Origin of the sequence: Mycobacterium sp. (genome assembly GCF_035506235.1) — a bacterium.
GTDB lineage: Bacteria > Actinomycetota > Actinomycetes > Mycobacteriales > Mycobacteriaceae > Mycobacterium.
In genome coordinates this window covers 58,036-83,994 of sequence record NZ_DATJPU010000234.1, presented here as the reverse complement: position 1 = coordinate 83,994, position 25,959 = coordinate 58,036, and the positions used below count along the sequence as shown (strand labels likewise).

Sequence of the window (25,959 nt, the reverse complement as noted above, 5' to 3'; positions counted from 1 at the left end):
AAGGATGGATATGGTCACGACCCCGGCCCGCCAGCGGCTGAAAGACCTGCTGGCCAAGCGCGAACTCATCGTTGCACCAGGCGTTTTCGACGGTATCTCCGCCCAGCTGACCAAACGGACCGGCCACGTTGCGGCCTACCTGACGGGTGCCGGCGTGGCGGCGTCCGGTTTCGGGCTGCCGGACATCGGGTTGGTCACCGCCACCGAAATGGCCGACCGGGCCCGGATGATCGTCGGTGCGTTGGGCGACATCCCACTGATCGCCGACGCCGACACCGGCTACGGGGCACCGATGAACGTGGTGCGCACCGTCCGGTCGTACGACGCGGCTGGGGTGGCCGCGATCCAGTTGGAGGACCAGGTGTTCCCCAAGCGTTGCGGCCACCTGCCGGACAAGCAGGTCGTCGACGCGGAGGTGTTCGAACAGACGCTCGCCGCAGCGCTGGACGCCCGGTCGGATGAGGGCCTGCTGGTGGTCGCTCGCACCGACGCACGCGCCCCGCTGGGCCTGGACGCCGCCATCGAACGCGCCAACCGGTACGCGCAAGCCGGGGCCGACGTCATCTTCGTCGAGGCGCCGCAGGATGCCGGCGAAATCGAGCGCATCGCGCGGGAAGTGGACGCTCCCCTGCTGATCAATCTGGTGCTCGGCGGCATGACGCCGCTTGAGTCGGCGTCACGGCTGCAGGAGCTGGGTTACGCGATCGCGATCCATCCGGGCAATCTGCTGATGCAGGCGACATTCGGCATGCTGCAGAGCCTTTGCGAACTCAACGGCACCGACATCACCCCGCATCTGGCCGCCGGCCCCAGAGACTTCTTCAACCTCGTCGGCATGGCGGAGTGGCTGGAACTCGACACCAAATACGCGCGCAAGGACCCGTCATGGGCATGACCATCATCGAAAAGATCTTCGCCCGCAAGGCCGGCCTGGACTCGGTGTCGCCGGGTGACACGGTCGTGGTCGACGTCGACATGACCGTCCTGATCGACCTGCAGTTCGCCACCATGTGGATGCAACCGAACCGAATCAACGACCCCGACAAGCTCGCGGTCATCATGGACCACGCCGTGCCCGCGCCGACGATCAAGGATGCCACCGGCGGTGGGCACGCCCGAAAGTTCGTGGCCGACTTCGCCATCGAGCGCTTCTACGACGTGGGGCGGCACGGCATCTGTCACCAGGTCATCGCCGAGAACGGGCTGGCGCGCCCGGGAGAGATCCTGGCCTGCACCGACTCCCACACGTGCGCCGCCGGCGCCTACAACACCGCGGCGCGGGGGCTGGGGCCGGCCGAAGTGTACTCGATCATGTGCACGGGCCGCACGTGGTTCCAGGTCGCGCCGACCGTTCGCTATGAGCTCAACGGCGTCAAACCACAGACCGTGAGCGGCAAGGACATTTTCCTGCACATGGCCAACGAGTACGGCGACGCCCCCAACATGAACCTGGAGTTCGGCGGGCCAGGGCTGGCCGGCATCCCGATGCATGACCGGCGCACCATCGCCACCCAGGGCGCCGAGGTGTCGGCCGATTTCAGCACGTTTGAACCCGACGAGGCACTGACCCGCTTCCTCGCCGGCGCCGGCGTCACCGGATACGACGCGGCCGCACCGGATCCCGACGCCGCCTATCACGAGGTTCGGCATATCGACCTTGCGACGCTGGAACCCTACGTCGCGCGGCCGGGCACCGTCAGCCGCAACGGGCTGCCCGTCTCGCAGGTGGACAGGCAGAAGGTGGACCAGGCGTTCATCGGGTCCTGCGCGAACGGCCAACTCGAGGACCTCGAGATCGCCGCAGCTGTGTTGCGCGGAAAGACCGTCGCGCCCGGCGTGCGGCTGCTGGTCACGCCCGCCTCGCAGGCGGTGTACCGGGAGGCCATGCGGTTGGGCTACCTCCAGGACCTCGCGGACGCCGGCGCGGTCATCACCAACTCCACCTGCGGCGCCTGTTTCGGCTACCACATGGGCGTGGTCGGCCCCGGCGAGGTGTGCATCACGTCGAGCACCCGCAACTTCACCGGGCGCATGGGCAGCACCGAGGCGGAGATCTTCATGGCCTCACCGGCGACTGTCGCCGCGTCCGCCGTCACCGGATACATCACCGACCCGAGGAGCGTGACGGCATGACGATCCGCTCGCTGAAGTTTCAAGGCAAGCTCTGGGTGTTCGGCGACAACCTCAACACCGACGCCATGTATCCGGCCTTCGCCATGAAGATGGATCCGCCCGAGGCGGCCAAGCACATCTTCTACGAGGCGCGTCCCGGCTGGACCGACCAGGTCTCGCCGGGCGACATCGTCGTGGCGGGCAAGAATTTCGGGCTGGGGTCGTCGCGCCCGGTCGCGGCTTTGTTCAGCGAGCTCGGCGTCGCCGGCCTCGTCGCTGAGGAATTCAACTCGCTGTTCTTCCGCAACGCCGTCAACGCCGGCCTGCCTGCGATGACCGTGCCCAACGCCACCAAGGTCTTTCGCGAGGGCGACACCGGAACCTTCAACCTGACCGCCGGCACCTGGCAAAACGACACCACGGGAGACTCGGGTACCGTCCCCAAACTGCCCGAACTGATCCTCGACATCATCGAAAGTGGCGGCGTGCTGCCGCGGTTGGTGAAGCAGGGCTACCTGCCGGCCGAGCTGGGCGGCATCCTGCGGTCGAGCACGGTCGCCATGCGCGGCGCAGGAAGCGGCGCCTGATGGCGCTGCTGGGACGACTGCTCCGTGGCGTCCGGGCAGGCGCGCACCGAAGCCCGTTGGCCGGCAGCGCTTTTGACGCGCCCGAATCCATCACCGTGACCAGCACGGCGTTCGCGGACGGCGGCGCGATGCCACGGGCCAGCGCGGGGAAGGGCGTCGGCGACAACGCCTCACCGCCGTTGCGCTGGGACGGGCTGCCGCCCGACGCCCGGCAGCTGGTGCTCATCATCGACGATGTCGATGTTCCGCTGCCGCGCCCGCTCCTGCACACCATTGCGGTGCTGGAACCGACGCTTGACGGCTTGAGCCCCGGCTCGTTGCGGCAGGGAACCGCGGGGATGCGGTTCATTCGGGCCGACTTGGGTCACCGCGGCTACGCGGGACCACGCCCCATTCCGGGCCACGGGCCGCACCGCTACCGGTTTCAGGTGTTCGCGATCGATGAGCGCGTCTCCGACACCGTCACCACGGCCGGGGCGTTGTTGTCGGCGATGAGCGGCCACGTGCTGGCCCGCGGCGCCCTGACCGGCACCTACGAGCGCTAGCGCCGGCCAGCCTTCTGCACGGCGGATGGGTGCTCGAACGGGGCGGGAACCCGGGTCGACGGCGGCGATTGCGGTAAGCTTGGCGGCCTGCCTTGGCGGCAGCTGGCTGGGGGTGTAGCCGGTTTCCCCACGAAGAGGTGCACATGAACGCCCAGCTCATGAAGCCATTGTCGGCTGTCCCCAGGACCAGCGGCTTCGGCGACGCCGACTATGTCCGCGGTATGGAGCGCCTGCTGCGCGCCGTTCAGGAACTGTCGTTGACGCGCAGCCTGCACGATATCCAGTGCATCGTCAGCACCGCAGCGCGCGAGCTCACCGGGTGTGACGGCGCCACCTTGGTGCTGCGCGACAACGACGAGTGCTATTACGCCGACGAGGACGCGATCGCCCCGTTGTGGAAGGGCAGCCGATTCCCCATCGGAGCCTGCATCAGCGGCTGGGCGATGGTCAACCGCGATGCGGCGGTGATCCCGGATATCTACCGCGACCCGCGCATCCCGCACGCCATATACCGCCCGACCTTCGTGAAGAGCCTGGTGATGGTCCCGATCCGCAAGCTCGACCCCATCGGGGCGATCGGCAACTACTGGGCTCACCCCCATCAGCCGTCGGGCAGGGAGGTTTCCTTGCTGCAGGCCTTGGCCGATTCCGCCTCGATCGCGATCGAGCACGTCCGGGTCTACTCGGAACTCGAACAGCGGGTACGTGACCGGACCGCCGCCCTCGAGAGCGCCAACGAGGAGATCCGCCAGCTCTCCGTCACCGACGAACTGACCAAGCTCAACAATCGCCGCGGCTTCTACCTGCTGGCCGAGCCGGCACTCGACGCGGCGCGCCGCCGCGGCGGCAACTTCCTGCTCGCCTTCCTGGATGTCGACGGACTCAAGCGGGTCAACGACGAACACGGTCACGACGTCGGCGACATGCTGATCGCGGACGTGGCCCGGGCGCTGCGCGTCACGCTGCGCGAGTCCGACATCCTCGCCCGCATGGGCGGCGACGAATTCTGCGTACTGCTCACCGAGCCCGAGGATGATCCGGCGATGCTGAGACAGCGGCTGGTCGAGGCGTTCCGGCGTCTGAATGATTCCAATGACACCGGCAACCGCCCCTACCGGCTGTCGGCAAGCATCGGCATCGTGCAGGGGTCCGCCACCGACGCCACCTCGGTCGACGCACTGCTCGCGCGCGCCGACGAGCTGATGTACGAGGAGAAGAAGGCCAGGCCCGGCGCGCGGCTGAGGAACTGACCGGGCCGCCCGGCCCGCCCGGGCTCGCGCTAGTCCTCGGGGATTTCGCGCTGGATCTCGTCGAGCCAGATGCGCGCGGACATGTCGGACGGGGCGCGCCAGTCCCCGCGCGGCGACAACGCCCCGCCGTGCGACACCTTGGGGCCGTTGGGCAGCGCCGAGCGTTTGAACTGACTGAACGAGTAAAACCGCTGCACGAAGACTCCCAACCAATGCCGAATCTCCTTGAGCGAGTAGGACGGTCGCTTGTCCTCGGGAAATCCCGCCGGCCACTCGCCCTGCTCGGGGTCGCTCCACGCATGCCACGCCAGAAATGCGATCTTCGACGGCCGGAATCCGAACCGAAGCACGTGGAACAGCGAGAAATCTTGCAGGGCAAAGGGTCCCACCTTGGCCTCGCTGCTCTGCAGCTCTTCCTCCTCGCCGCTGGGGACAAGCTCCGGGGTGATCTCGGTGTCGAGCACCGACTGCAGCACATCGGTCACTTCGGATTCGAATTGCCCGGACGAGATCACCCAGCGGATCAGGTGCTGGATCAGCGTCTTGGGGACGCCGGCGTTGACGTTGTAGTGCGACATCTGGTCACCGACACCGTATGTGGACCAGCCCAGCCCCAGCTCGGAGAGGTCACCGGTGCCCAGCACGATCCCGCCGCGCTGGTTGGCCAGCCGGAAGAGGTAATCGGTGCGCAGCCCGGCCTGGACGTTCTCGAAGGTGACGTCGTACACCTTCTCACCCCGGGAGAACGGATGATCGATCTCCTTGAGCATCAGCTTCGCGGTCTCGGTGATGTCGATTTCGGAGAAGGTGACGCCGAGTGCGCGGCACAGCTCGACCGCGTTGCGCTTGGTGCGATCTCCCGTCGCGAAGCCCGGCAGCGTGAACGCCAGGATATCGCTGCGCGGCCGTTCTTCGCGGTCCATCGCCCGGGCGGCGACGATCAGCGCGTGTGTCGAGTCCAACCCGCCGGAAATGCCGATGACGATCTTCGGGTAGTCCAGCGCGCGCAGCCGCTGCTCGAGCCCTGAGACCTGAATGTTGTAGGCCTCGTAGCAATCCTGCTCCAGCCGTTGCGGATCGGCCGGCACGAACGGGAAGCGCTCGATCTCGCGGCGCAGCCCGATGTCGCCGCGCGGCGGGTCGAGCCGGAACTCGATGCGCCGGAACGACTCCGCCGACGTCCGGTGGTGGCGCCGGTTGTCGTCAAAGGTTCCCATCCGCAGCCGTTCCGAGCGAAGCAGCTCGGTGTCGACGTCGGCGACGCTGCGCCGCTCGCCTTTGGGGAAGCGCTCGGACGAGGCCAGCAGGACGCCGTTTTCCCAGATCATGGTCTGCCCGTCCCAGGCCAGGTCGGTCGTCGACTCGCCCTCCCCCGCCGCGGCGTAGATGTAGGCGGCCAGGCACCGCGACGACGCCGAGCGGGCCAGCAGGCAACGGTCCTCGGCGCGGCCGATCGTGATCGGGCTGCCCGACAGGTTCGCCAGCACCGTGGCCCCCGCCAGCGCCGCCTCGGCGCTGGGCGGGATCGGCACGAACATGTCCTCGCAGATTTCGACGTGCAATACGAGGCCGGGAAGATCGGACGCGGCGAACAGCAGATCGGGACCGAACGGGGCTTCGAGTTCGCCGATGCGGATGATGCCGCGCTCGTCGTCCCCGGGTGCGATCTGGCGCCGCTCGTAGAACTCCCGGTACGTGGGCAGGTACGACTTGGGCGCCACACCGAGCACCGCGCCGCGGTGGATCACCACGGCGGTGTTGTAGATGCGATGAAGGTGGCGCAGGGGGGCGCCGACGACCAACACCGGCAACAGGTCGGCCGACGACGCGACGAGGTCCGTGATGGCGTCTTCGACGTCGTCGAGCAGGAGGTCTTGCAGCACGATGTCCTCGATGGAGTACCCCGACAGCGTCAGCTCCGGGAACACGGCCACGGCGACGGCGTCGTCGTGGCATTCGCGCGCCAGCCGCAGGACCGACTCGGCGTTGGCCGCCGGATCGCCGATCGTGGTGTGGTGCGTGCACGCGGCGACGCGGACAAAGCCCTGGCTGTAGGCATTGTAGAAGTCCATGACCCTCCCATTGTCGCCTGAGCAGTGTCAACCCGTGCCCGTCGGGTATCCCCAACCGTATGAGCGATACCGCTGTCGTAGTGGTCGACATGATGAATACGTATCAGCATCCCGACGCTGAAGAACTCATACCCAATGTCGAGAAAATCATGGACCCGCTCGCCGATCTGGTCCGCCGCGCGCGTCAGGCCGACGGCGTCGACCTGGTCTATGTCAACGACAACTACGGCGATTTCGCCGCCCAGTTCTCCGACATCGTCGAGTCCGCGCTCAACGGGGCGCGGCCCGATCTGGTCAAGCCGATCCTGCCGGCCGAGGATTGCCGGGTCATGACCAAGGTCCGCCACAGCGCCTTCTACGCGACGGCACTGGCGTATCTGCTCAATCGCCTGGAGACCAAGCGGTTGATCCTGACCGGCCAGGTCACCGAGCAGTGCATCCTCTACACCGCCCTCGACGCCTACGTGCGCCACTTCCCCGTGGTGATCCCGACCGACGCCGTCGCCCACATCGACACCGGGCTGGGCAAGGCGGCGCTGAAGATGATGGAGCAGAACATGTCCGCGGAGCTCACCACCGCGGCCGACTGCCTCGGTTAGAGCCTCACTTGCGCGAGGGCGCGCAAAATGCCGGCTTCTCCGGCGTGTCGCGTGCAAACACGCGCCCTCGCGGCGGACGGCTACCCTCGAGCCGTGGACGCTCCCGAACTGGTCGCGCTGCTGGCCGGTCGCCGGGTCGCGGTGCTGACCGGCGCGGGGATCTCCACCGACTCCGGCATTCCCGACTACCGCGGCCCCGATTCGCCGCCGAGCAATCCCATGACCATCCGCCAGTTCACCTCGGATTCGGTGTTCCGGCAGCGGTATTGGGCGCGCAACCACGTCGGGTGGCGGCACATGGACGACGCCGCGCCCAACGCCGGGCACCGGGCGCTGGCCGCGCTGGAGCACGCGTCGGTCGTGACGGGCGTGGTCACCCAGAACGTCGACCTGCTGCACACCAAGGCCGGCAGCCGAAACGTCGTCAACCTGCACGGCACCTACGCGCGGGTGGTCTGCCTGGGCTGCGGGCACACCGTCAGCCGCGCCGCGCTCGCCGAACAACTCGAGGCCCTCAACCCGGGATACAGCGAACGCGCCGAAGCCGTCGGCGGCCTGGCGGTGGCTCCCGACGCCGACGCCTCTATCTCCCCAGCCGCCGACACCGCGTCCTTCCGCTACCTCGACTGTCCGCGCTGCGGCGGCATGCTCAAGCCAGACATCGTCTACTTCGGCGAAAGCGTTCCCAAAGACGTTGTTGCGAAAGCCTTTTCACTGACCGATCGGTCGGAGACGCTGCTGGTCGCGGGCTCGTCGCTGACAGTGTTCTCCGGCTACCGATTCGTGCGCCATGCCGCGGCGGTGGGCATCCCGATCGCGATCATCAACCGCGGGGCCACCCGCGGCGACGACCTGGCCACCGTGAAGGTCGACGGCGGCTGCTCGGAGTTGCTGGCCCTGCTGTCCGACGAACTCGCGCCGCTGACCGTGCGCTAAAAGCTGCACGGCATGCTGCGGATGGCGTGGATGAAATTGCCCGGCACGTAAGCGGGATCGCCCGCCTCAATTCCCGGCAGCTGACCGAGCAGCTCCCCGAAGATGGCGCGCAACTGCGCGCGGGCCACATGCGCGCCGAGGCAGAAATGCACCCCGCCGCCGCCGAAGCCGACGTGCGGGTTGGGGTTGCGGCTCAGATCGAAACGCTCCGGTCGGTCGAACGCGTCGGTGTCCCAGTTGCCGGACGGGTAGAACATCACCACCTTCTCCCCGGCCCGGATCGTCTGGCCGCCCAGCTCGACATCCGTCGCGGCCGTGCGCCGGAAGGTCATGACCGGGGTGGCCCAACGGATGAACTCCTCGACGGCCGCGGGAATCCGGTCGTCGAAATCCTCTAGCAGCCAAGCCCTTTGGTCGCCGAAGTCGGTGAGCGCCTTCATCGCGTGGCTGGTGGTCTGCCGGGTGGTGTCGTTGGCCGCCACGGCGAGCAGCACGAAGAACGCGGCCACGTCGGCGTCGGCCAGCCGGTCGCCGTCCACCTCGGCGTTCACCAGGGCGCTGAACAGGTCGTCGCCGGCCCGCTCGCGGCGCTCGGCGGCCAAGGCGCCGGCGACCTGGTGTAGATACATCTGGTTCTCGATCAATACCTCCAGCGGGTTGCGACCGGCGAGGTAAACGGGATCGGCCCACGACACGAGCGCGTCGGCGGCGTGCGCCACACGCTGGCGCTCGGACTCCGGAATTCCCACCATGTCCGACAGCGTGCGGATCGGCAGTTGCTTCGCGCACTGCTCCACGAAGTCGGCACCGCTGCCGGCCGCCTCGTGGCCGGCTACCGGCGTCATCAACCGGTGCTCCTCGCGCTGAACGAGATGGCCGGCTATGACCCCCTGGTCGGGGCGACCTATCGCAACCTGTTGACCGCCATCACGGGACGCGTGACCCGCGTCATCGAGGACGGCCAGGCCGACGGCTCCATCCGCCCCGACCTGCCCGCGACCGCCACGGCCAGCGCTCTGACATGGATGTGCGAGCGCGCGTGCCAGCAGAATCTTCCGACCGCCCCGGACTCCTACGATGCCGAACTGGCCGAGGCGCTGGCCCAAATCATCTGGGGCAGTTTGTATCTCAAGGCGATGCCGCCGATCGATGCGGCGGGGTAACGGTCGGGTCTGCCGCATCAGCCCCAGCGGCAGGGATCGGCTTTGTGCCGTCCCTGTGATCAATGCAACATAGTTAGGGCCCTAACTATTAGCGTACGGTGTAAATGTGGCCGCACCCACCGCACCCGAGATCGACCCGCTCGCCCTCGAACAGCAGGTCTGTTTCGCGCTGAGTGTCACCAACCGCGCCGTTCTGGCGGTCTACCGGCCGCTGCTGGAGCCGCTGGGGCTGACCCATCCGCAGTACTTGGTGATGCTGACGCTCTGGGATCATCAGAAGGCCCCGGAGGGACGGCAGAAACCGCTGTCGGTCAAGGAGATCGCCGCCTCGTTGCAGATGGATTCGGCCACGCTGTCGCCGATGCTCAAGCGCCTCGAGGCCGTCGGGCTGATCACCCGCACCCGAAGCGCGGTCGATGAGCGCTCGACCGACGTCAAACTCACCGCCAGCGGGACCGCCCTACGCCGGCGCGCGCTGGAGATTCCGCCCGCCGTGGTCGCCCTTCTGGGCGTCGACATGGATGAACTGCGGCACCTGCACCAGGTGCTCACCCGGATCAACGCGGCCGCCCTGGCCGCCGGTGCCTTGCAAACCTGACCCACGAAGGAGCCATCATGGCCAGCGCCAAACCCAACCCGTGGCAATACATCGCCTACTCGTACGGGCGACGCCTACCCGACTCGATGCGCGACTGGGTCGCCAACGATCTGGCGGGCAAGGGAGCCGTGCGCCGGCACATGATCCGGTGGGCCATACCGCCACTGTTCGTACTCGCACCCTTCTGGCTGCTGCCGGCGTCGCTGTACGTGCACACCGAGATGACGGTGCCGCTCTACATCTGGGCCGTGCTGATCTCGCTTGCGCTGAACAAGGTCTGGCGCCGACACCGGCTGGCGCAGCACGGCCTCGACCCCAACCTGGTCGATGTGCTCAAAAACGAGAAACAGGCCAAGATGCACGAGGACTACGCCCGCCGTTACGGGCCGCGCCCCGAATCGGCCGCGTGGCAGGCCAACAGCAACCCCTTCACGTAACCGGCTACACGGCCACCAGGTCGTCGGCGTGCACCGCGGGCCGGCGCAGCTCGCCGGGCAGGTCGGACGTCGACCGGCCCATCATGGTGGCCAGCTCGCCGGCGTCGTAGGCGACCACGCCCCGCGCCACCATCGTCGCGTCCGGTCCGCGCAGTTCGACCACGTCCCCGGCGTAGAACCGCCCCGAGACCGTGGTGATGCCCGCGGCCAGCAGCGAGCGGCGTTGCCGCAGCACGGCGCGCACCGCGCCCTCGTCGAGCGTCAACGACCCGGCCGCCTCGGCGGCGTAACGCACCCAGAACCGGCGGGCCGACATCCGATCCGGCCGCGCGGCGAACACCGTCCCGGTCGAGGCGTCGGTGAGCGCGGTCGCGGCGTCGGTCGCGGCGGCCAGCAGCACCGGGACCCCCGCGTCGGCGGCCAGCAGCGCCGAGGACATCTTCGAGGCCATGCCGCCGGTGCCCAGGTCGCTGCCCGGGCCGGCGACCACACCGTCCAGATCGGCCAAGCCGGAAACCTCGGGGATAAACTTGGCGCCCTTCGTCTTTCGCGGATCCGAGTCGTAGAGTCCGTCGATGTCGGAGAGCAGCACCAAGGCCTCGGCGCCGACCAGGTGGGCCACCAGCGCCGAGAGCCTGTCGTTGTCGCCGAACCGGATCTCGTTGGTGGCCACCGTGTCGTTTTCGTTGACGATCGCCACCGCGTGCAGCGCGCGCAACCGGTCCAGCGTGCGCTGGGCGTTGGTGTGCGACGCGCGCACCGAAATGTCGTGCGCGGTCAGCAGCACCTGCCCCACCGTGCGCCCGTACCGGGCGAACGCCGCGCTCCAGGCATTCACCAGCGCCAGCTGCCCGACGCTGGCCGCGGCCTGCTTGGTCGCCAGATCCTGTGGGCGACGGGACAATCCGAGCGGCTCGATGCCGGCGGCGATGGCGCCCGACGACACGATGACGACGTCGGTACCCGCCTTCATCCGTGCCTCTATCGCGTCGGCAAGCCCGGCCAGCCGGCCGGAGTCGAACACGCCCGACGGGGTGGTCAGCGCGTTGGTCCCGACTTTGACCACGAGGCTGCGCGCGGTCCGGATGGCGTCCCGATGGACACTCACGACTCGTCACCGCGTTCGCGGCGCTGACGGCGGGCGGCCTTGCGCTCGGCGGCGCCGGGGCGTTCGGTGCGCTCCAGCCGCACATCGGTGCCCCGGCCCGACAACGCGACATGCCGTCCGGCGGGGGTTTGCGGCTCCCAGTCGAACGTCATCTCCCCGATGGTCACGGCGCAGCCCGGCTGCGCGCCCAGCCGCAGCAGTTCCTCCTCGACGCCGAGGCGCGCGAGGCGGTCGGCCAGGTAACCCACCGCTTCGTCGTTGTCGAAGTTGGTCTGGCCCACCCAGCGCTCGGGCCGCGCGCCGGTGACCACGAAGCCGCCCTCGCCGTCCGGTTCGACGGTGAAGCCGCTGTCGTCGACGGGGACCGGACGAATGACCGGGCGCCGCGGCACAATCTGCGGCCGCGACGCGTTGTAGTCCGAGATCATCTGCCACAGCCCAAAGACCAAGGGCTGCAAGCCCTCACGCGCGACGGTCGACACCATGAACACCGGCCAGCCGCGCTCGGCGATCTCGTCGCGGACGAACTCCGCGAGCTCACGGGCCTCGGGCACGTCGATCTTGTTGAGTACCACCGCCCGCGGCCGCCCGGCGAGGTCGCCCAGCACCGCGTCGCCCTGCAGCGTCGGGGTGTACGCGGCGAGCTCGGCCTCCAGCGCGTCGATGTCGGAGATGGGGTCGCGGCCGGGTTCTTCAGTGGCGCAGTCGACGACGTGCACCAGCACGGCGCACCGCTCGATGTGCCGGAGGAATTCCAGACCCAGGCCGCGGCCCTGGGACGCGCCCGGGATCAGACCGGGCACATCGGCGATCGTGAAGGTGTGCTCGCCCGCCGAGACGACGCCGAGATTGGGCACCAGCGTGGTGAACGGGTAGTCGGCGACCTTCGGCTTGGCCGCCGAGATCGCGGACACCAGTGAGGATTTCCCGGCCGAGGGGAACCCGATCAGGCCGACGTCGGCGACGGTCTTGAGCTCCAGCGTCAGGTCGCGGGACTGTCCCGGCTCGCCGAGCAGCGCGAAGCCCGGGGCCTTGCGGGCGCGCGATGCCAGTGCGGCGTTGCCCAGGCCGCCGCGCCCGCCGGCGGCCGCCTCAAACCGCGTGCCCGCGCCCACCAGATCGGCGAGCAGCCGGCCGTCTTCGTCCAGGACCACAGTGCCGTCGGGAACTTTGACTTCCCGGTCCGCACCGGCGGCGCCGTCGCGGTTGTTGCCCATCCCCTGCTTGCCCGAGGGCGCGGTGACGTGCGGATGGAAATGGAAGTCCAGCAGGGTGTGCACCTGGGGGTCGACGACCAGGACGATGCTGCCACCGCGGCCCCCGTTGCCCCCGTCGGGGCCGCCCAGCGGCTTGAATTTCTCGCGGTGGACCGACGCGCAGCCGTTACCGCCGGAACCCGCCCGAGCGTGGATGACGACGCGGTCGACAAAGCGAGGCATCGAGGGTCCTCTCACCCGTCCCGATCGCCGAACGTGCAGCTACTGCGAGATTTGCCGCGAATTATCGCAGTGGCTGCACGCTCGGGACGCTCAGTCGGTCTGCCCGGCCGCGACGATGCTGACGGTCTTGCGTCCGCGCTTGACCCCGAACTCGACGGCTCCGGCTTCCTTGGCGAACAACGTGTCGTCGCCGCCACGCCCGACGCCCGCGCCGGCGTGGAATTTGGTGCCGCGCTGGCGGATCAGGATCTCGCCGGCCTTGACGACCTGGCCGCCGAACCGCTTCACGCCCAGCCGCTGCGCGGTGGAGTCGCGACCGTTGCGCGAGCTGGAAGCGCCCTTCTTGTGTGCCATGACTGTCGCCCTTACTACTTGATGCCGGTGACCCTCAGGACCGTCAGCTGCTGACGGTGGCCCTGACGCTTGTGGTAGCCGGTCTTGTTGCGGAATTTGTGGATGCGGATCTTGGGGCCCTTGGTGTGCTCGAGCACCTCACCGGTCACCGCAACCTTGGCCAGCGCGGCCGCGTCGCTGGTGACCTTGGCGCCGTCGACGACCAGGGCGACCGGCAACGACACGTTCGCACCCGGCTCGGAGTCCAGCTTCTCGACCTTGACCACGTCTCCGACGGCGACTTTGTACTGCTTGCCGCCGGTCTTGACGATTGCGTAGGTCGCCATCGTTTGCTCCTGCCTCTTTCTGCTGGCCGCGCGCGTGCCACCGGCCTGTGCGTGGTGTGTCTGGGGTGCGGGCCCGCCCCGGCAAAAACCCGAGCTCGGCGCCCGCCAGCCGCCGGCCACGGTCTGGCCTGACGACAACTGTCCAAGGGTACTTGACCAGCGGCTACAGGGTCAAACCGGCCTTGGAACGCTCTCGTAAACGCCCCGGGGTCGGCGCAGGTCAGTCCACATGGATCGGGGGGCCGGCAGGTCGGCCCGCGGCACGGCGACGGCGCGGGCGTCCCGCCGGCGACCCGCCGTTCCCCGCGGAGCCCTGCGCGGTGTCGTCGTCGGAATCGGAATCCTCGTCGTCGAGGTCGTCTTCGTCGTCGTCGAGGTCAAGGTCCTCGTCGTCGCCGAGGTCCTCGTCGAGATCGTCATCGTCGTCGTTGTCGTCGTCGTCGAACTCGTCCTCGTCTTCGTCGTCGGTGTCCTCGAAGTCATCGGTGTCGGTGTCCTCGAGCTCGGCGGCACGCCGCTCTTCGGTCTCCCGGTCGACCGTGGCGGTGATTACTCCGCCGGACTCGTCGGACTCCCCGTCGCCCCGGTCATCCTGGCCGGCCGCCCCGGACGAGCCCGCGGCCATCGCCTTGAACATCGGGTGTTCACCGGGAGCGTGCGCGGGCACCTTGGCCACGGTGGGCTGGTCGGCGGCCTCTTCGGGCCCCTTCTTCCTCGACCGCCTGCCCCGGCGACCCCCGGACTCGGACTTGCGGCCGTTCGACGGCGTGGAATCGACCGGGTCGGTGTGCAGCAGGATGCCGCGGCCGCCGCAGTTCGGGCACGACGACGAGAACGCCTCGATCAGCCCGGTGCCCAGCCGCTTGCGGGTCAGTTGCACCAAGCCCAAAGACGTCACCTCGGACACCTGATGGCGGGTGCGGTCGCGGGCCAGGGCCTCGGTCAGCCGCCGCAGCACCAGGTCCCGGTTGGATTCCAGCACCATGTCGATGAAGTCGATGACCACGATGCCGCCGATGTCGCGCAGCCGCAGCTGGCGCACGAGCTCCTCGGCCGCCTCGAGGTTGTTCTTGGTGACGGTCTGCTCGAGGTTGCCCCCGGATCCGGTGAACTTGCCGGTGTTGACGTCGATGACCGTCATCGCCTCGGTCCGGTCGATCACCAGAGTGCCGCCCGACGGCAGCCACACCTTCCGGTCCATCGCCTTGGCGAGCTGCTCGTCGATGCGATGCACCGCGAACACGTCCGGGCCGCTCGCCCCATCCGGCCCGTCGGGCGGTTCATACTTGGTCAGCTTCGAAACCAGTTCTGGGGCAACCGAATTCACGTACTCATTGATCGTGTTCCAGGCGTCCTCGCCGGAGATGATGAGGCCGGTGAAGTCCTCGTTGAACAAGTCACGGATCACCTTGACCAACACGTCGGGCTCTTCATACAGCGACACCGCGGCGCCGGCGGCCTTCTCCTTGGTTTCGGCCGCCTTGGCCTCGATCTGCTGCCAGCGCTCCTGCAGGCGGGTGACGTCCTTGCGGATGTCGTCCTCCTTGACTCCCTCCGAGGCGGTGCGGATGATCACCCCGGCGTCGGACGGCACCACCTCGCGCAGGATCTCCTTGAGCCGCTGGCGCTCGGTGTCGGGCAGCTTGCGGCTGATCCCCGTCGATGACGCGCCCGGCACATAAACCAGGTAGCGACCCGCCAGCGACACCTGGGTGGTGAGCCGCGCGCCCTTGTGCCCCACCGGGTCCTTGCTGACCTGGACGACGACATAATCGCCGGGCTTGAGGGCCTGCTCGATCTTGCGGTCGGACCCGCCCAATCCCGCGGCTTCCCAGTTGACTTCGCCGGCGTAGAGCACGCCGTTGCGGCCGCGACCGATGTCGACGAACGCCGCCTCCATCGAGGGCAGCACGTTCTGCACGATCCCGAGGTAGATGTTGCCCACCAGAGAAGCGGACGCCGCGGAGGTCACGAAATGCTCGACGACGATGCCGTCCTCGAGCACCGCGATCTGGGTGTAGCGCGCGCCCGGGTGCGGTGGCTCGGTGCGGACCCGGTCGCGGACGACCATCATCCGTTCGACGGCCTCGCGGCGCGCCAGGAACTCGGCCTCGGTCAGCACGGGTGGGCGGCGCCGCCCCGCGTCCCGCCCGTCACGCCGGCGTTGCCGCTTGGCCTCCAGCCGGGTGGAGCCGTCGATGCCCTTGATCTCGGCGCTGCTGGAAGTGCCGCTCTCGCCGTTCTTGCCGCCGCGCGACGGGCGCTCGTGCACCACGGTGTTGGGCGGGTCGTCGGGCGATAGACCCTCGTCGTTGTCGTCACCGGCTCCCGACTTGCGCCGGCGGCGACGGCGGCGGCGGCGGCTTGCCCCGTCCGGGGACCCGTACTCGTCGTCGGAGTCGGAGTCTTCGTCGGACTCGTCGGAGTCGATGTCCTCGTCGCCGGTGTCGTCGTCACCGTCGGGTCCGCCCTGTTCGCCGCGTCCCCGGCCACGCCCCCGACGGCCACGGCGCCGCCGCCGGTTGGCCGGCCGGTCGGTCTGCTCCTCGTCCTCGTCGTCGGCCTCGGAGTCGTCGGAGTAGTCGGTCTCGTCACCGCCGCGGCCGACCTCCACCGGCTGTGGCGCCACGAACAGCGGCAGGTACTCCGCCGGCTCCGTCGAGGTCCGCAGCAGCAGCGGTTGTTGTTTGGCCGCCGCGTGGCTGAAGCCCGGGATGTTGGGTAGGGGCTTGGCGAAGATCAGGTCACGGACCCGGAGAGCGTCCTCACGGTCCACGCCGGAGTGCACGTTGCGGGCGCGCCCGTCGAGAGCGGTGAGCGCCTCGAGCACCTCTCTGTTGGTGCTGCCCAGCGCTCGCGCCAGCTGATGCACCCTCAGGCGGTCCGGCAGGTCCTCGTGCTGGGCCGGCTCGTGCGCGGGGTTCGAAGGTGGTGCACTGTCTACCACGTATTCTCCTTAAGCCCCCGGGCGCGTCGTTTCGACGCGGCCACGCGAGGGCTGCACTATGGGCCCGGGTCGCTTCTCCCAGGCTTGTGATGGTCTCGCCCCGGGCGGCTCAGGTAGAACCCACTCGGCGCCGTGCTGAATGTCGGCCTGACATGCGGCGGAACATCACGGCGGTGGCGATGGTCGCGCTTGTCTAAGTCTTCATTCGGGTGTCCGAAGCCGGTCCGGCGACGTTCACCCGATGTCAGTATCCCACATCACTGCGCGTGCCCACTCGCAGCCGATACACCCGCGTCAGCAAACGCCATCGGGGCCCGGTGCGGCCGCTATCGTCCCAGCGCTAAACCCCGGGAAACCAGAGGGCGATCTCGCGCTTGGCGGAATCGGCCGAATCGGACCCGTGCACCAGGTTGAACTGCGTTTCCAGCCCGAAGTCGCCCCGGATCGTGCCCGGCGTTGCCTTCTCGACCGGGTCGGTACCCCCGGCGACCTGCCGAAACGCCGCGATGGCACGCGGTCCCTCCACGACCGCGGCCACCACCGGCCCCGACGTGATGAATTCCAGCAACGACGCGAAGAACGGCTTGCCCTCATGTTCGGCGTAATGCTGGCCGGCCAGCTCTTCGCTGACGTGCCGGAGCTCCAGCGCCGCGATGGTGAGGCCTTTTCGCTCGATGCGGCTGATGATCTCGCCTATCAGGTGCCGCTCCACGGCGTCAGGCTTGATCAGTACCAGGGTCCGTTCTGTCACGGCGCACAGCGTACAGAACCCTTTGCCGATTGGCCCTACTCCTGCCGCCGCCGGACCTCGGCGCGGAAGTAGGCGATCAACGCCCACAACGCGCTGAACAGCACCCCGATGAATCCCACCCCGGGGTAGACCGCGAAGCCGGCCAGCAGCACCACCTGGATGCCCAGGTTCGCCCAGATCGCCCAGGGCCGGCGCTGCAGCCCGGCCAGCAGGATCAGCACCACCGCCAGGCCGATCAGGTAGGCCAGCGATGCGGTGGTCAGGCCGCCGCCGACGGCGCCCACCACCGGTATCGCCAGCAGCACCACGATCGCCTCGAGGATCAGCGACGCGGCCATCACCGCCGCGAAGCTCTTCCACGGGTCGGCCGGCGGGCCCGCATTTCGGTCGGTCATTGCGGATCCTTCCCGAACAGGGTCCGGGCCGCCCCCGCGGTGACGACTGAGCCGGTGACGACGATTCCCGTGCCCGAAAACGATTCTCCCGCAACGCCTTCCGTGGCAGCCTCGTCGACCAGGGCGGTCGCGACGTCGATGGCGTCGCGCAGGTTCTCGGCGGTGGTGACGCGATCGGGGCCGAACCGCTCGCCCGCGGCCAGCGCCAGCGCCTCGACGTCCAGCGCCCGCGGCGAGCCGTTGTGGGTCACGACGACGGAGTCGAACGCCGGCTCCAGCGCGGCGAGGATGCCGTCCACGTCCTTGTCGGACATCACGCTGATCACCCCGACCAGATAGCGGAAGTCGAACTCGCCGGCCAGCGTCTGCGCCAGCGCGGCCGCACCGGCGGGGTTGTGCGCGGCGTCGATGAGCACGGTGGGCGCGCTGCGCATGCGCTCCAGCCGCCCGGGGCTGGTGACGGCCGCGAAGCCGGCCCGCACAGCGTCGACGTCGAGCTGGCGCTGCGCGCCGGCGCCGAAAAAGGCCTCGACCGCCGCGAGTGCCACCACCGCGTTGTGCGCCTGGTGTTCGCCGTGCAGCGGCAGGTAGACGTCGGAGTACACGCCGCCGAGGCCCTGCAGCTGCAGCACCTGTCCGCCGATCGCGACCTGGCGGCCCAGCACCGCGAATTCCGAATCCTCGCGGGCGACCGCGGCGTCGGCGCGGACGGCTTGGGCCAGCAGCACCTCCATCGCCTCGGGGGCCTGGCGCGCGATGACGGCGACGGTGTCCGGTGCGCCGTCCGGGGCTTTGGTGATGATGCCGGCCTTCTCGCCGGCGATACCGGCGATGTCGTGGCCGAGGTAGTCGACGTGGTCGATGCCGATCGGGGTGATCACCGCCACCGGGGCGTTGATCAGGTTGGTGGCATCCCAGCGTCCGCCCATGCCGACCTCGACCACCGCGACGTCGACGGGCGCGTCGGCGAACGCGGCGAACGCCATCGCGGTGAGGACCTCGAACTTGCTCATCGGCGGCCCGCCGGCGGCCTGCGATTGCTCGTCGATCATCTGAACGAACGGCTCGATCTCGCGGTACGTCGCCACGTACTGGGCGGGGCTGATCGGTTGCCCGTCGATCGCGATGCGTTCGACGGCCGATTGCAGGTGCGGGCTGGTGGTCCGGCCGGTGCGCCGGTGCAGCGCGGTCACCAGCGCGTCGACCATCCGCGCCACCGACGTTTTGCCGTTGGTGCCCGCGATGTGGATCGACGGATAGCCGAGTTGCGGCGACCCGAGCAGGTCCATCAGGGCGCTGATCCGGGTCAGGCTGGGCTCGATCTTGGTCTCGGGCCAGCGTTGATCCAGCAGGTGCTCGACCTGCAGCAGGGACGCGATCTCATCCGGTGTGGGAGCCGCGCTCGTGGCCCAGTCGGGCGGCTCGCTCATCGCAGCGCGGCCAGCCTGGCGTTGATCCGGTCGGTTTCCTCCTGGGCCACGCGCTGGCGGTCACGGATCTTGGCGACGACCTGTTCCGGCGCCTTGGCGAGGAACTCGGCGTTGCCCAGTTTGGCGGCCGTCGACGCGAGTTCCTTTTGGGCGGCGGCCAAGTCCTTTTCCAGGCGGCGGCGCTCCGCGGCGACGTCGATGGTGCCCGAGGTGTCGAGTTCGACCACGACGGTGCGCTCCATGGTGGGGCCCAGCCGAACCTCCAAAGAGACCGAGGAGCGGAAATCGGGGCCCGGCGCCGTGAGCCACGCCAGCGACGCCACCGCGCTCACCTGGCCGTCCAGGTCCGCGCCCCCGACGCCGCCCAATCGGGCCGGCACCTTCTGCCGGTCGGCCAGGCCCTGTTCGCTGCGAAACCGGCGGACCTCGGTGACGAGCCTCTGCATGTCGCTAACCCGTTGCGCGGCAACCTGATCCAGCGTGATGCCGGACGATTTCGGCCATTCGGCGATCACCAGCGACTCCTGGCCGGTCAGCGCCTGCCAGAGCGCCTCGGTAAGGAACGGGATGACCGGATGCAGCAGGCGCAGCAGCGTGTCGAGCACCGCCGCCAGCACGGCGGTGGTGTGCGCGAGCCCCTCGGCGAGCTGCGTCTTGGCCAGTTCGACGTACCAGTCGCAGAATTCGTCCCACGCGAAGTGGTAGAGCGACTCGCAGGCCCGGCTGAACTCGTAGCCGTCGAAGGCCGAATCAACTTCGGCGCGAACCTCTTCCAGCCGTCCGAGGATCCAGCGATCGGCGTCGGTGAGCTCGGCCGGCGCCGGTAGCGGCGCGGGCGCGGCGCCGTTCAGCAGCGCGTACCGGGTGGCGTTGAACAGCTTGGTGCCGAAGTTGCGCGACGCCCGGACGGCATCCTCGCCGACGGACAGGTCACCGCCGGGGCTGGCGCCGCGGGCCAGGGTGAACCGCAGGGCGTCGGCGCCGAACGTGTCCATCCAGTCCAGCGGGTCGATGACGTTGCCCTTGGACTTGCTCATCTTGCGGCCGAATTCATCCCGGATCAGCCCGTGCAGAAAGATATCGGTGAACGGCACCTGCGGGCCGCGGCGGCCGCCGAGGGTGAGGGCGTCGTCGCCGCCGACGAAGGTGCCGAACATCATCATCCGCGCGACCCAGAAGAACAGGATGTCGTAACCGGTGACCAGAACGCTTGTCGGATAGAACTTTTCCAGCTCCGGCGTCTGCTCCGGCCAGCCCAGGGTGGAGAACGGCCACAGCCCGGACGAGAACCAGGTGTCCAGCACGTCGGGATCCTGCTCCCAGCCCTCCGGCGGCGCCTCGTCGGGACCGACGCACACCTGTTCGCCGTTGGGCCCGTACCAGATCGGGATGCGGTGGCCCCACCACAGCTGGCGCGAGATGCACCAGTCGCGCATGTCGTCGACCCAGCCGAACCAGCGCGGTTCCATGCTGGCCGGGTGAATCACGGTGTCCCCGTTGCGAACCGCGTCGCCGGCGGCCTTGGCCAGCGACTCGACCTTCACCCACCACTGCAGCGACAGGCGCGGCTCGATGACCTCGCCGCTGCGCTCCGAATGCCCGACGCTGTGCAGATAGGGCCGCTTCTCCTCGACGATCCGGCCCTGAGCGGCCAGGGCTTCGCGCACCGCGACCCGGGCCTCGAAGCGATCCATCCCGTCGAATTGCGTTCCGGTGTCGGTGATCCGGCCCTTGGTGTCCATGATCGAGATCATCGGCAGCTCGTGCCGCAGTCCGATCTCGAAGTCGTTGGGATCGTGGGCGGGCGTGACTTTGACCGCGCCGGTGCCGAATTCGGGGTCGACGTGCTCGTCGGCGACGATGACGAGTTCGCGATCGATGAACGGGTGCGGCAGGGTCGTCCCGACCAGGTGCGTGTAGCGCTTGTCGTCAGGGTGCACGGCGATCGCGGTGTCGCCCAGCATCGTCTCTACCCGGGTGGTCGCGACCACGATGTGGGGCTCGTCGTCGTCGAGCGAGCCGTAGCGGAACGAGACCAGCTCGCCCTCGACCTCGTCGTAGACGACCTCGATGTCGGAGATGGCCGTCTGAAGCACCGGCGACCAGTTGACCAGCCGCTCGGCCCGGTAGATCAGCCCGGCGTCGTAAAGCCGCTTGAAGATGGTGCGCACCGCGCGGGAGAGTCCCTCGTCCATGGTGAACCGGTCGCGGCTCCAGTCGACACCGTCGCCGAGCCGGCGCATCTGGCCGCCGATGGCGCCGCCGGACTCGCGCTTCCAGTCCCACACCTTTTCGACGAACAGCTCCCGGCCGAAGTCCTCCTTGGTCTTGCCGTCGACCGCGAGCTGCTTTTCCACCACGCTCTGGGTCGCGATGCCCGCGTGGTCCATGCCCGGCTGCCACAGCACCTCGTACCCCTGCATCCGCTTGCGGCGCGTCAAGGCGTCCATCATGGTGTGTTCCAGCGCGTGACCCATGTGCAGGCTGCCGGTCACGTTCGGTGGTGGCAGCACGATCGAGTACGCGGGTTTCGTGCTCGTCGGGTCCGCCGTGAAGTAGCCCGCGTCCAGCCACTTCCGGTAGATCGGGCCCTCCATCGCGGCCGGATCCCACGACTTGGGCAGGTCGGCGGTCGGTTGGGGGCTGGCGGTCACCGGTCAATTCTAGGGAGACTCGTTTGCCCGCGTGTAAGCGGCCGAATCCGCCTGGTCACACGGATTCGACCGCTACCACGGTCGCCGACGATCAGGGAATCGTCAGCACCTGGCCGGGCTGGATCAGGTCCGGGTTGGGGATGCCGCTGGCGTCGGCGATCACCTGGAATTTGCTTCCGTCGCCGTAGAAACGCTCCGCGATGGCCCACAGGCTGTCGCCGGACTCGACGGTGTACGTCCGAACGGCGGGCTCTTCGGCCGCGGCTTCGGTCACCGGTTCTTCGGCGGCGGCCGTTTCTTCGGGGGCGGCCGCTTCCTCGGCGGTCGGCGGCGGCGCCGGGATCTCAGAAGTCTCGGTCTTGGTCGACCAGGCCGGTCCGTCGGCGGCGTAGAGCACCAGGTTGCGGTCGTCCTGCAGGACGAGCTTGACGTCCTTCTTGCCCTGGGTGTCGCTGTGCCACACGGGTTTGTCCGCCGTGTAGACGACGAAGTTGCCGTCGGGCTGCACCTCGGCGCGCACGACGTCCTGGCCGTTGGTCCCGGTGGCCCAGAGGGCCTCGCCGTGGGCTGCCAGCACCAGGTTGCCGTCGTCCTGCAATGTGAGGGTGTAGGCGCCGTTGTTCGAGGTGAGCGATTCGCCTCGCACCAGCTTCTGTCCCGCGGTGAGCGTGTCTGACACTGCATTCCTCTCTCGTCGTCGCCGTCCGGCCGATTGGGGTCGGACGCCATTCCCTTGTCCGATAAGAACGAACCTACTCATCTTGGTTCGTCTTGGGCAGCCTTGAATTCGACGCAATCGAAACCACCCGAGAAGTGCCCGTGAACAATCGGGACAATCCGGATGGGCGCTGCGCTACTTCTTGCCGCCGAGCAGGCCACCGAGGAGATCGCCGAGTGCGCCGCCCTTACCGCTCAACACATTGCCGAGGATGCCGCCGAGGGATTTGTCACCGGAGCGACCGGCGAGGATGCTGCCCAGAACCTCACCCAGGCCGCCGCCGGAGGCCGACTCCTTTTTCTGCGGCGCGCCGCTCTCGCCGCCGGAGCCCAGCTGGTTTCCGATGTATGCCAGCACGATTGGGAGCACCACCGGCAGCAACTGCTTGAGCAGGTCACGGTTGCCGGCCCCGCGATCGGCCAGTGCCGAGGCGACCTGGTCGGCGTCGACACCGCCGAAGAGCGTCGCGACCGCCTGGTGCCCGGTGTCGTCACCTCCGCCGCCGACGTCGAGCAGGCCACGGGCGGCGTGACTAGTTGCCATGGATTCGATCCTGCTCGCCTGCTCGGGATCTTGTGAGTTCTGCTGCAGTCCGCCGAGCAGGACCGGCACCAGCGTGTGAATGGCGTTCTCTACGTCGCCCTCGTCGGCGCCGAGCTTGCTTGCGATTTCAGAAGTGGGAATCTGCGTATACAGATCATCGAGACCGGCCATCGTTGTGTCCACCTTCGTCAACGGGATGCAAAGCCAAGTCGATTACGACACTAGACCGATCCGGTCTCGGCCAACAGCCTTCCGGCACGACGGATTTGGTGCCCGACAATCCCTCGGGTCAGTGCAGCCGTTCGGTTTCCAACGACACGCCGGCGGCCGGGAATCGCGCCAGCAACGCATCCCCCATCGCGGCCGCCGGGGTCAGCACGCCGAGCAGGTCGGAAAGTTTGTCGCGATCCAGTGCGAGCGCCAGGCCGCACTCCCCCAGCAGCACCGACGTCGCCTTGTAGCCGGGGTCCCCCCGCTGTTCCATGCGCGCCACGTAGCGGGCGCCGCTGGTCGTGGTGGTGTAGGTCTCGATGCGGTAGTAGCCACGCTCCCGGGCCGCCTCGCTCGGACCCGTGCCCGGCTTGGGGAGGACCCGCTCGACCAGGCGGCGCGGCAGGAACCGAAAGTAACGGCTGCCCAGCCCCAGCATCGCGTTGCCGACGCCGCTGACGACGGCCGACGCCATCGGCGCGAGAGCCGACGACCCGACGCTCATGTTCTCGTCGTAGCGGAACCGCCGGCCGTACGCCCAGTCCAGCAGCGCGTTGCTGCGCCGCACGATTCGGGTGTTGTAGGGCGCCATCATGAAGCCAGCAGTCCACACACCGGACAGTTCCGGCGCGATGTAGCGACCACGCCGCCACGGCAGATCGGGCTGTCGCCCCAGTTCGGGTTCCGCGCCGCGGTCGGTGCTCAATGTGTACGGGTCGGCGAGCCGGCGGCGCACCTCGGGGTCGCGCGACGCGGCGTCCATGATTTCCAATCCCGACGCGATGGTGCCGCCGGAGAGCCCACCGGAGAGGGAACGCACCACCAGATGGGTGTCCCCCAGCTCGCCGGAGCCGTCCCGCTGCGCCGCCCGGTACAGCGCATAGACGCTCAAATCCGAGGGGACCGAGTCGAAGCCGCAGGCGTGCACGATGCGGGCGCCGGTGTCGGCGGCCTGCTTGTGGTGCAGATCGATGCTTTCGCGCACGAACGTCGCTTCGCCGGTCAGGTCGGCGTAATCGGTGCCCGCCGCCGCGCACGCGGCCACCAGCGGCAACCCGTAGCGGGTGTAGGGCCCGACCGTGGTGATCACGACTCGCGTCCGGGTGGCCATCTCATCCAGCGTCGACGGCGACGCGGCGTCTGCGGTCAGAACCGGCCAGTCCCGCGCCGAGTCGCCCAGGGTGTCCCGAACGGCGCGCAGCCGGTCCGGCGACCTGCCGGCCAACGCGATCCGCGCGCCCCCGCCGGCGCGGGCCAGGTATTCGGCGGTCAGCTTCCCGACGAAGCCGGTCGCCCCGTACAGCACGATGTCGAACTCACGCGGCGTTGCGGTCACCGGGCCGACGCTACCCGACCCACGGACAAGTAATGCCGGGCGCAAGGCCCGGCATTACTTACCCCTCAGGAGGTGATGGTCAGCCGCGCCGACCGCAGACCGGCCACGCGCCGATGCCCTGCGAGTGCAGCACGTTTTCGGCCACCCGGATCTGCTCGTCACGGCTGGCACCGGCCGGCGACCCCGAGCCGCCGTTGGCGTGCCACGTGCTCGACGTGAACTGCAGGCCACCGGAGAAGCCGTTACCGGTGCTGATCTCCCAGTTGCCACCCGACTCGCACTGCGCGATGGCGTCCCAGTTCACGCTGTACGCCTTGTGCACCGGCGGAGGCGGCGGGACGTCCGGTCCCGGCGGCGGCGGAATGTTCGGGTCGAAGCCCACCACGGGAGCCGGCGGAGGCGGCGGCGGGGCGTCGGGCGCGGGGGGCGGCGGCGGAACGTTCGGGTCGAAGCCCACGGGGGCCGGCGCGGGAGGCGCGTCAACCGGAGCCAGGGCGTCCGGAACCGGGGGCGGGGGCGGAACGTTCGGGTCGAAACCCGCTGGCGCGGGCGCCGGGGCGTCCGGAGCCGGCGGGGGCGCGTCGGGGGCGGCCCCGGCGGGGGGAACGTTCGGGTCAAGGCCCATCGGTTCCGCGGTGGCGGTGGCGGAGGGCACCGTCACCAGGGCGCCGGTGATCGCGGCGAGGATGAGCGTCTTGCGGACGTTCTTCAAATTTTCTTCCTTTCGCGGTGCGCGCGCGCCAAAGCAGGCCCACGGGAGTGGGTCGAAGGTGCTTGGTTGGTGCGTGTTAGGTGCTCTGGGACGTGCCGTCTCGTTCTGGCACGACAGCGGCGGGCGCTAGATATGCCCGGCGGGGTAGAACCCCGGGCCGCGACGCGGCTTTGCCGCCCGCAGCCCCGCTCGCACGCGGGTCCGTGATTCGATTGTTGATTACTTTTCCGTTAACCCGCTTTCGGGCTAACAGGGACCGTAACGAAACTCGGCTGCATTCGTCATCCTTGGAAAATCGGTATCTCGGTTCGGTAACGAGCCGATCACGCCGCGATCGCTCAACCATTTTTGCAGGTCAACCGCGCCTTTTCTGGCGATGCCCATCCGTACGGATTGCAACCAGATCGTGAGCCGAATCACGGCGTTTTTGTGAGCTGGCACACGTGCTCGCGGGGGTCCTAGCGCGTCCGATGCGACCGAAGAACGTCTGCCTGCGGCGGCGGCGAACCGGCGCAAGGTACAACAGGATACGCACGATCGACGCTCGACACGCCTGTGAACGTGTATTGATATGGGTACCGAGCGAAAGTTGGTGCGCTGCAGTGGTTTTGCGCTAAGCCAACGGTAAAGACACCGAATAATGCTCCGCTGCAATGTCTTTCAAACATGACAGGAATCGCCGCGACACAAGCAATTCCGCGGCGCCCACCCGCCATAGCCCATGGGGCCCATCGGGG

Annotated in this window: 23 protein-coding genes and 2 pseudogenes; 10 read left to right on the top strand and 15 right to left on the bottom strand. The window is 68.6% G+C overall.

Translation table 11 applies throughout. The features are described from left to right. Nucleotides 1-10 precede the first annotated feature (10 nt). The 5 genes from VMD50_RS21610 (at nucleotide 11) to VMD50_RS21590 (ending at nucleotide 4,494) form a co-directional block, all read left to right on the top strand. Nucleotides 11-895 (top strand): isocitrate lyase/PEP mutase family protein, encoded by an 885-nt coding sequence (locus VMD50_RS21610; RefSeq protein ID WP_325430539.1) that lies wholly within the window; start codon nucleotides 11-13, stop codon nucleotides 893-895. Continuing rightward, nucleotides 886-2,133, top strand: coding sequence for a 3-isopropylmalate dehydratase large subunit (locus VMD50_RS21605; RefSeq protein ID WP_325430537.1), 1,248 nt, complete (start codon nucleotides 886-888; stop codon nucleotides 2,131-2,133). Before VMD50_RS21610 ends, VMD50_RS21605 begins: the two co-directional genes overlap by 10 nt. Then, on the top strand, nucleotides 2,130-2,699 hold the full coding sequence (locus VMD50_RS21600; protein WP_325430535.1) for a LeuD/DmdB family oxidoreductase small subunit: 570 nt from the start codon (nucleotides 2,130-2,132) through the stop codon (nucleotides 2,697-2,699). The genes VMD50_RS21605 and VMD50_RS21600 overlap by 4 nt, the downstream gene beginning before the upstream one ends. Continuing rightward, nucleotides 2,699-3,244 carry a YbhB/YbcL family Raf kinase inhibitor-like protein gene (locus VMD50_RS21595; protein ID WP_325430533.1) on the top strand — a complete coding sequence of 182 codons (546 nt, stop codon included), beginning with the start codon at nucleotides 2,699-2,701 and terminating at the stop codon, nucleotides 3,242-3,244. Before VMD50_RS21600 ends, VMD50_RS21595 begins: the two co-directional genes overlap by 1 nt. Before the next feature lie 143 nt (nucleotides 3,245-3,387). Next, nucleotides 3,388-4,494, top strand: a complete 1,107-nt coding sequence (locus tag VMD50_RS21590) for a GGDEF domain-containing protein (RefSeq protein ID WP_325430530.1) — start codon at nucleotides 3,388-3,390, stop codon at nucleotides 4,492-4,494. A gap of 29 nt (nucleotides 4,495-4,523) precedes the next feature. Here VMD50_RS21590 and VMD50_RS21585 read toward each other — a convergent pair whose 3' ends face one another. Further along, a complete protein-coding gene (locus VMD50_RS21585; RefSeq protein ID WP_325430528.1) occupies nucleotides 4,524-6,566 on the bottom strand; it encodes an NAD(+) synthase in 2,043 nt (680 codons plus the stop codon). Nucleotides 6,567-6,625: 59 nt separating this feature from the next. Here VMD50_RS21585 and VMD50_RS21580 point away from each other — a divergent pair, with 59 nt between their 5' ends. Together VMD50_RS21580 and VMD50_RS21575 are read left to right on the top strand one after the other, a co-directional pair. Next, nucleotides 6,626-7,165, top strand: a complete 540-nt coding sequence (locus VMD50_RS21580; protein WP_325430526.1) for a cysteine hydrolase family protein — start codon at nucleotides 6,626-6,628, stop codon at nucleotides 7,163-7,165. A 93-nt stretch (nucleotides 7,166-7,258) separates the two neighbouring features. Continuing rightward, nucleotides 7,259-8,101, top strand: coding sequence for an SIR2 family NAD-dependent protein deacylase (locus tag VMD50_RS21575; protein WP_325430524.1), 843 nt, complete (start codon nucleotides 7,259-7,261; stop codon nucleotides 8,099-8,101). Here VMD50_RS21575 and VMD50_RS21570 read toward each other — a convergent pair. Continuing rightward, nucleotides 8,098-8,922 (bottom strand): annotated as a pseudogene (locus VMD50_RS21570) (cytochrome P450); the annotation flags it as partial. The gene VMD50_RS21575 and the pseudogene VMD50_RS21570 overlap by 4 nt on opposite strands. 3 nt (nucleotides 8,923-8,925) lie before the next feature. On the opposite strand from VMD50_RS21570, the pseudogene VMD50_RS21565 reads away from it, so the two are divergent. The 3 genes and pseudogenes from VMD50_RS21565 to VMD50_RS21555 all read left to right on the top strand — a co-directional run. Further along, nucleotides 8,926-9,264: pseudogene (locus VMD50_RS21565) on the top strand (TetR/AcrR family transcriptional regulator); the annotation flags it as partial. A 106-nt stretch (nucleotides 9,265-9,370) separates the two neighbouring features. After that, a complete protein-coding gene (locus VMD50_RS21560) occupies nucleotides 9,371-9,862 on the top strand; it encodes a MarR family winged helix-turn-helix transcriptional regulator (protein ID WP_325430522.1) in 492 nt (163 codons plus the stop codon). 17 nt (nucleotides 9,863-9,879) lie between these two features. After that, entirely contained in the window at nucleotides 9,880-10,299 is a 420-nt protein-coding gene (locus VMD50_RS21555; RefSeq protein ID WP_325430520.1) for a DUF5313 domain-containing protein, read from the top strand. A gap of 4 nt (nucleotides 10,300-10,303) precedes the next feature. On the opposite strand, the gene proB is transcribed toward VMD50_RS21555, so the two are convergent. From proB to VMD50_RS21490, 13 genes are all read right to left on the bottom strand, one after another. Further along, on the bottom strand, nucleotides 10,304-11,407 hold the full coding sequence (gene proB / locus VMD50_RS21550) for a glutamate 5-kinase (protein ID WP_325430518.1): 1,104 nt from the start codon (nucleotides 11,405-11,407) through the stop codon (nucleotides 10,304-10,306). Further along, nucleotides 11,404-12,846 carry a GTPase ObgE gene (gene obgE, locus VMD50_RS21545; protein ID WP_325430516.1) on the bottom strand — a complete coding sequence of 481 codons (1,443 nt, stop codon included), beginning with the start codon at nucleotides 12,844-12,846 and terminating at the stop codon, nucleotides 11,404-11,406. Before obgE ends, proB begins: the two co-directional genes overlap by 4 nt. Nucleotides 12,847-12,936: 90 nt before the next feature. Beyond that, nucleotides 12,937-13,200, bottom strand: a complete 264-nt coding sequence (gene rpmA / locus VMD50_RS21540; protein WP_325430514.1) for a 50S ribosomal protein L27 — start codon at nucleotides 13,198-13,200, stop codon at nucleotides 12,937-12,939. 14 nt (nucleotides 13,201-13,214) lie between these two features. Next, nucleotides 13,215-13,526: a 50S ribosomal protein L21 gene (gene rplU / locus VMD50_RS21535; RefSeq protein WP_325430512.1), complete on the bottom strand. Its 312-nt coding sequence runs from the start codon at nucleotides 13,524-13,526 to the stop codon at nucleotides 13,215-13,217. 220 nt (nucleotides 13,527-13,746) lie between these two features. After that, complete coding sequence (gene rne / locus VMD50_RS21530; RefSeq protein ID WP_325430510.1) at nucleotides 13,747-16,473, bottom strand: ribonuclease E; 2,727 nt, start codon at nucleotides 16,471-16,473, stop codon at nucleotides 13,747-13,749. Nucleotides 16,474-16,813: 340 nt separating this feature from the next. After that, a complete protein-coding gene (gene ndk / locus VMD50_RS21525; protein ID WP_325430508.1) occupies nucleotides 16,814-17,224 on the bottom strand; it encodes a nucleoside-diphosphate kinase in 411 nt (136 codons plus the stop codon). 35 nt (nucleotides 17,225-17,259) lie between these two features. Then, nucleotides 17,260-17,619 carry a DUF4233 domain-containing protein gene (locus tag VMD50_RS21520; protein ID WP_325430506.1) on the bottom strand — a complete coding sequence of 120 codons (360 nt, stop codon included), beginning with the start codon at nucleotides 17,617-17,619 and terminating at the stop codon, nucleotides 17,260-17,262. Then, nucleotides 17,616-19,049, bottom strand: coding sequence for a bifunctional tetrahydrofolate synthase/dihydrofolate synthase (gene folC / locus VMD50_RS21515; RefSeq protein ID WP_325430504.1), 1,434 nt, complete (start codon nucleotides 19,047-19,049; stop codon nucleotides 17,616-17,618). The genes VMD50_RS21520 and folC overlap by 4 nt, the downstream gene beginning before the upstream one ends. Then, the gene (locus tag VMD50_RS21510; RefSeq protein WP_325430502.1) at nucleotides 19,046-21,703 is read right to left on the bottom strand and encodes a valine--tRNA ligase; all 2,658 of its coding nucleotides are present in this window, start codon (nucleotides 21,701-21,703) and stop codon (nucleotides 19,046-19,048) included. The genes folC and VMD50_RS21510 overlap by 4 nt, the downstream gene beginning before the upstream one ends. Before the next feature lie 91 nt (nucleotides 21,704-21,794). Beyond that, nucleotides 21,795-22,382 carry a LysM peptidoglycan-binding domain-containing protein gene (locus VMD50_RS21505; protein ID WP_325430500.1) on the bottom strand — a complete coding sequence of 196 codons (588 nt, stop codon included), beginning with the start codon at nucleotides 22,380-22,382 and terminating at the stop codon, nucleotides 21,795-21,797. A gap of 174 nt (nucleotides 22,383-22,556) precedes the next feature. Then, nucleotides 22,557-23,135 carry a DUF937 domain-containing protein gene (locus tag VMD50_RS21500; RefSeq protein ID WP_325430498.1) on the bottom strand — a complete coding sequence of 193 codons (579 nt, stop codon included), beginning with the start codon at nucleotides 23,133-23,135 and terminating at the stop codon, nucleotides 22,557-22,559. A gap of 118 nt (nucleotides 23,136-23,253) precedes the next feature. Continuing rightward, on the bottom strand, nucleotides 23,254-24,510 hold the full coding sequence (locus tag VMD50_RS21495; protein ID WP_325430496.1) for a saccharopine dehydrogenase family protein: 1,257 nt from the start codon (nucleotides 24,508-24,510) through the stop codon (nucleotides 23,254-23,256). Between the two features lie 79 nt (nucleotides 24,511-24,589). Further along, nucleotides 24,590-25,222 carry a transglycosylase family protein gene (locus VMD50_RS21490; protein WP_325430494.1) on the bottom strand — a complete coding sequence of 211 codons (633 nt, stop codon included), beginning with the start codon at nucleotides 25,220-25,222 and terminating at the stop codon, nucleotides 24,590-24,592. Nucleotides 25,223-25,959 lie beyond the last annotated feature (737 nt).